This is a genomic window from Chryseobacterium sp. CS3K3.1, assembly GCF_059515165.1.
The window spans coordinates 93,567-100,141 of sequence record NZ_JCAKRV010000022.1 but is presented as its reverse complement, the minus strand read 5'-3'; the positions used below and the strand labels follow the sequence as shown (position 1 = coordinate 100,141).

General features: G+C 39.3%; 4 protein-coding genes and 1 pseudogene. All 5 read left to right on the top strand.

Features of this window, described 5'->3' with window-relative positions; translation table 11 throughout:
* Positions 1-340 (top strand): annotated as a pseudogene (locus AC5YGI_RS18730) (peptidoglycan-binding protein LysM); the annotation flags it as partial.
* Positions 341-422: 82 nt separating this feature from the next.
* The gene (locus AC5YGI_RS18725; protein WP_496169235.1) at positions 423-968 is read left to right on the top strand and encodes a peptidoglycan-binding protein LysM; all 546 of its coding nucleotides are present in this window, start codon (positions 423-425) and stop codon (positions 966-968) included.
* Between the two features lie 79 nt (positions 969-1,047).
* Entirely contained in the window at positions 1,048-1,848 is an 801-nt protein-coding gene (locus AC5YGI_RS18720; protein WP_496169233.1) for a fimbrial biogenesis chaperone, read from the top strand.
* Between the two features lie 9 nt (positions 1,849-1,857).
* Positions 1,858-4,662 (top strand): COG1470 family protein, encoded by a 2,805-nt coding sequence (locus AC5YGI_RS18715; protein WP_496169231.1) that lies wholly within the window; start codon positions 1,858-1,860, stop codon positions 4,660-4,662.
* 10 nt (positions 4,663-4,672) lie between these two features.
* Complete coding sequence (locus AC5YGI_RS18710) at positions 4,673-6,106, top strand: hypothetical protein (protein ID WP_496169229.1); 1,434 nt, start codon at positions 4,673-4,675, stop codon at positions 6,104-6,106.
* Positions 6,107-6,575: the final 469 nt, after the last annotated feature.

The window sequence follows — 6,575 nt, the reverse complement described above, 5'->3', positions numbered from 1 at the left end:
GATTACTAAAGCCAACTCTTTAAAAGTTACTTCCACGAAGAACTTTAATGTTAAAGTAAAAGCAGGAGGTGCTAATTTTATGAATGGAACGAACTTAATCCCTGTTAATGTTTTGACGATCAAAGCAGCTACAGCCGCCGGAACCATGGGCGGAACAAAAAATACTGTCGTTTTATCTGCAACGGATCAGAATTTAGTTACCAATGCTCCGCTAGGAAGTGCCTTAACATTGAACCTGGACTACACTATTCCAGCAGCAAAATCATCATCTTCTGATATTTTAGGAAAACCGGCCGGAACTTATACGCAGACAGTAACATATACTGCAACAGCTTTATAATAAAAAAACTTTTATCACCGCTGTAGATTTGCAGTGTTCATCAAGAACAATTAAATAAAAATAACAATAAAATATTACTGCCATGACAAAACTAATCACAATCACAGCCTTAACTTTTGGAACAATTATATTTGGAACTAACAATATTCAAGCTCAGAATACAACCGCAACCACAGCTGCAAACATTACCCTGAACGATGTCATCTCTATCGATGCAGGAAGTACAGCAATTGGTGGTATAGTTGCCTTTAATTATGTTACTGCAGCAGACTATAATTCTGATCAGACAATTACCAAAGCGAACTCTTTAAAAGTTACTTCCACAAAGAACTTTAATGTAAAAGTAAAAGCAGGCGGTCCGAATTTCCTCAATGGTTCGAACTCAATCCCAGTGGATGTTTTAACAATCAAAGCTGCAGAAGCTCCCGGAAGTATGGGCGGAACAAAAAGCGAAGTGGTTTTATCCCCCGGAGAAAAAAACTTAGTAGCCAATGCTCCTCTCGGAAGTGCCTTAACATTGAACCTGGATTACACTATTCCGGCAGCAAAATCATCATCTTCTGATATTTTAGGAAAACCAGCCGGAACTTATACACAAACAGTAACGTATACCGCGACTGCTTTATAAAAAAAAATTAGTTTAAAAGGTTCCTTTTGCTATGTTTTCAGTAGTTTTGGGAATCTTTTATTATTAAACTATTTACACCATGCACAAATTCATTCACCTTTTCATTTTCTTTATCCTCACAGGATCTTCTTCGCTTCTGGCACAAAGTATCTCTATGTCGCCTACACGATTGTTTTTTACCGGTAATCCTGGAGAAAAAGTAACAAAGACGGTCACGCTTCAGAACAGCTCGGATAAGGATTATGTCTTTAATCTCAACTATAAAGACTGGTTCAGAGAAGAAGACGGAAATAAGGTTTATCTTGATGCAGGCAGTTCAAAAACGTCTAATGCTTCCTGGGTATCTACCTTAGAAAACACTGTAACAGTTCCTGCGAAAAGTACAAAGGAGATTGCAGTAACCATGCAGATTCCTGCAAATGCGTCACAATCTGCCGTTACGAACAGTATGTTGTTTTTTACCCAACTTCCTCAGCAGGCAGATAAGGCACGTGTTCAGAATGGTATTGGTATTATCACCTTATTTGAGGTGGGACTTCACCTCTTTTATACTCCACCGGGAAACCATGTGAAAAGTCTGGATATTACCAATATTGCAGAGGTGAGCAATGAAAATGCAGCGAACAGAAAAGTTGCAGTAAGCATTCACAATGACGGAAACACCATCAATGATGCTACCGTTGAGTTTGAACTTACCAACACAGACAGCGGCAAAGAAATAAAATTACCCGCAATTTCAATCTCCATGCTTCCGGATACCAATCAGGTTGTTCAGTTTTCTTTACCTGAAAACATTTCAGGGAACTTCCTTGGTGTGGTTATCGTCAAAATGGCAGAATCCAATGATTTACGTGTAGGAGAAAAAAACTTTAAATTTTAATAGTAAGCTTTGAAACCACAGAATGGAATATCGATGTCAGTCCTGAGAAGAACAATCTTATTTTTTGTATTTGTTCTTCTACACTTTTCGTGGGCCTTTGCGCAGGAAAAAAAGGATATTCAAATCCATTTTGAAAATGACAGTTTAGCTGTTGAAAAGGGTTCTACTTTTACTAATTTCCTGATCATAGAGAATAAAAGTTCTGAAGAGATTATTATTCAGAATATTATTCCTCAGGAAAACTATCCGGGGTTGCTTTTCTATCCCAAAAATGGCTTTACCTTAGGCGCTGGTCAGTCTAAAAATCTTCCTGTGAAACTGATTGCCAACGTGGATTTTATGAAACTGAGATCCAATAAGATCCAATTTCAGGTTTCTTACGCCGCCCCAGCGGTTACCAGAACTGCTAGTACCTCGTTCTTCGTTGCTAAGGGCGAGAACAAAAACATCGCAATTTATACCGCCAACTACGAAAATTTCATTAATCCTGCTTTACCTCAATCCTCAATTCTGCTGACTGTAGAAAACCAGGGGTACAGTAAACGCACCGTTAAGATTGATCTGCAATCCATTCCTGATGGTTTGGAAATTTTGCCAAAACAACAAACCGTATCTCTGGAAGGTCTGGAAAAGCAAACAGTTGAGATTAAAATTGCCGTCAGAAAACAGAATACACTTTATCCGGAATTTAATATTAATGCAATTGTCACAGATCTGCTTGATAATAAAATTGTGGGAAGCAATACACTCTACTTAGTTATTTTATCACATAACAGACAGATTGCCCGTGGAAATGAAGCGGTGAGCGGAAGTAACTTTGCGGAAATGAGCTATAATGAAAATAGTTCAGGTTTCAATTATCTTCAATTGAGGGGAAATACAGCATTTCGCGTGTCTGACAATTTAAAATCGCGTTTCAATATCGGTGCAGATTACTATGTTGAAGACGGCTTGTATAACCTGTATGATACCTGGCTGGAACTGGAGAGAAAAAATACGGTATTACGCTTGGGAAATGTTAACAGCAGCGATTACGATTACCCGGTTTTCGGAAGAGGCGGGAAAATTTCTACCAGATTTGGTAACAATAATCAGATTGAAGTTCTTGCGCTGGAAAATAATTACAACCTGTATGGCACTTTTTTCCAGCAAACAGAAGGATCTACCATGGTGGGTACAAAATATGCTTTTGGAAATGCTAAATCTTTCAACGGGAAAGTGTCTTATATATTCGATCATGATCCGCGCTTTAACGTAGATACGCAGGTAGCGAATGCGGTAACATCATTGTTAATTAATGATAAACACACCATCCGCACGGAGGTAGGAGTGAGCCACGAAAAAGGTCTTTTGAACAACGATGAAAATGCAGGAGCATTAATGGGAGCCAATTACGAGGGGAAAATAGGGAAATGGGAGATACAGTCTTTCAATTCCTTTGCCACCAAAAGTTATGCAGGGATCAAAAGGGGATCTTTTTTCTCAAATCAGCGGATCGGCCGTCAATTTTCTGCTGCTCAGCGCGCTTTTATACAATATCAGAAGTCGCAGATAGAGCCAGAGTTCCTGAGTTTCCAGAGCGAGCCCATCCAACCTGGGAACACCGCTAATTTGCGTTATTATTTCAACAGTACAGAAGCTTTGGGACTAGGGTATCAGTTTTCTTTAAAGAAATGGAATTTTCTACTGTCTCCAAAGGTTGAAAAGCAAAAAACAGCTAATTTTTACACATCACAGGAACTTTTTTCCTATAGGTTGGAAGCCAACATCAGTACTACTTTAGGTGCTCACGGATTGAACCTTACGGCGGAATATTCTTATTCAAAAGAGAATGATAAACCAGATTGGTTCAACAGTTTGAAAACAACCTTGTCTTACAGATATAAGTCATTCTCCCTCAACGGAACCGCCCAATGGAACGCAACAAGTGTCTTTGATTTAAATTCTTATTATAATGTAAACCGTAATTTCGCCAACTACAATGTATACGCCTCATATAATTTCCAGATGTTTAACCATAATCTGACCGGATCTTTTTCAGCAGGAACCTTCTATTCGCAACTGTATCAAAATTTAAACAGCAATATCACAGGTAATCTGGAATATAAGATTTCGCCTTCCTGGTCCACCACAGGGTATTTTAATCTTTCCGGGTATAAATCTACCGCTGAATATGCAACCAGCGGAAGTTATTACCAGTTCAGAGTGGGGATTAGAAAATATTTTACCACCGCTACAGCTCTTGGAAATCATAAAGTGGCTTTCCAGTTCTTTGAAGATAAAAATTTCAATGGACTTCTGGAGTCCGGCGAAGCAGTACTTGCTAATGAAATTGTAAAACTGGACAATTATGTAGCGATGACGGATAAGAATGGAAAAGTAGTTTTTCAGAATGTGCCCGAAGGTACTTACACGCTGAAAGTAAACGAAAGTGCGGGTGCCCGGTTGATGATGGATACTGCCATTATGGTCCATAACAATATTAACCGCAAAGTGGGCATGGTAAAAAACATCAGGGTAAGTGGGAAATTGACAGAGATCAAACAAGCTTACGATGTTTTGGAAACGGATGTAACCGGAATAGTGGTGTATGCAAAAAGTGAAGATGGCACGATCTATACTGCAGTGGTGAACCAGAAAAATGAGTTTGAATTTTTCCTGAAAGATGGAAAATATAACATCTATATTGAAAATGACAAATACAGCTATACACAACCCAGCCAAACTATTCAGGTGACAAAAGAAGGGTACTCAAAAACTCTGGTTTTTGAATATAAGAAGAAAGACACCACCATTAAGGTGAAAAAGTTTTAAATTTAAAAGTATGAAAAAGATGAGGGCTTTTCTAATAGGAATTTTTACCGTGTTCTGCGGGGCTGCAGCCACGAAAGCTCAGGATGTGTACCTGTCGGTTCCTGAAAATAATATTTTTAACAGGACCGAATTTACCTCAGTACCTACAAGGGTAATGACGAACGCCAACAGAACCAACTGGGATTATGCCTTTTTGGGATTACTCCCAATCGCTCCTACATTTACCTCTGTTTCCGGGCCAAATTTTACTCATTCTTCTTCCTCACTCACATTACCCGCATCCGCTCTTCTGTGGCAGCTGGAAAGTATGGGCGGGCAGCTGCCCTATACCGGACTTTCAGGTTATTTACCAGGTTTTCAGTCGTTCAGTACAAGCGCTGTAAAATGGTTTGAACCGCCATCCATCAGTATCGGTGGAGGGTTCAACCGCGGAAACATCAATTTTACATTTAAAATTCCTGCCTCACAATTTACAGCCAATGCCTTCCGGGCCGGGAATTACTCCATGGATATCACTCAGAATTATAATGACTTCACGCCCCGTAATTTTAAAACAATTTTAGTCATTCCTTCATCTATACGATGGATTGCAAACTCTTTAACAAAATATATAGAAATCTCATCTTTGAATGACTACCGCAGTACAGGCACGCGGGTATGGGATTTTGGAAATACGGAAATCGCGAATACGGTTGATTTTAATTTTTGGGCGAAAGCAGTTTCCACAAATGTCCAGTTCACGTCCTCTAAAGGTGTTCCCGGAACCAGAAATATTGCCAGCATTAAATTGGGTAGTAACGGATCTGCACTTACCACCAAGGCCTTATCTGCCGATTTTCAGAATTTTTCGGCTGCTAACTTCAGTGTTGTAGCGGGAAACAGGAACAGTTTTACCCCCCAGCTTTATGTGTCTGCTGAAGATTTTAAAAACTTCTTTTTTGAAGCCGGAACCTATACGTTTGAATTGAACTTCAATGCCAGCAGTACAGATAACTCCATTAACAGCTTGCAAAATACGGCTGTTCAGCTAAAGGTGCTTCCTCTGTCAGAGATCACCATTCCCAGTTCCGGGCGCAATGTCAACTTCAATTTTAATACCGCTGCCCATTACACGGATGGCCAGTCACAGATGATTCCCAACCAGATTATGTTGTCTAATAATGAAAATTTTGAGCTCTATGTAAAATCGGACGAAAATTATTTCAAGAAAGGCGGCCTGCAGACCGACATCAACTCCAACATTTTACAAATTGGATTGGACGGAAGTTCTGTAAATGTACCCTTATCCAAAACTCCACAAAAAATACTCTTTAACGGAACTCCGGTTCTGGACCGGGGACTAAACGTAAGATATACCATATCGCCTGCGGGTGCCCAAAGTTTGGTAGGGAAGGAAAATACCACTTACTCTGTCAATGTGTATTATAGTTTTACGGCAATTTAACCCTACTTTCTGAAATAGTTTTCTTATAGATCCGTTTAATACCAATAACTCGTTTTCTTAGCGTATTTAGTCCCGGCATTTATGGCTGTTCTTCGCTGGTCGCAATTGGCCGGAACTACAAAACTTTCCAAAAAATTTCCTGAAGTATCTCCATAGATACTTTTTCTTCCTTTGATGAGTTTTTCCTTCGCTCCTTGTAATTTTCACTACCTGTAGATGTATTTTGGGTGCCTGGCTATCAATGATTGCCACTTCAGGCTGCCATTTTTATCTTGTATCATTCAGTTTTTTGTGATCTGTAATCTGTTGGTACTGTTCTATATTTCACCTTTTCTCTATTTTCGATAATACCGGTAAACCGTCTGCCAGAGTTAAAATTCTCATGGAATCTGACACAGCCTTTTTTGTGAAATAAAACAGGACCTGTATTATTTCAGGTAAATCCCGTTTGATTTTTTTTTCACTGATA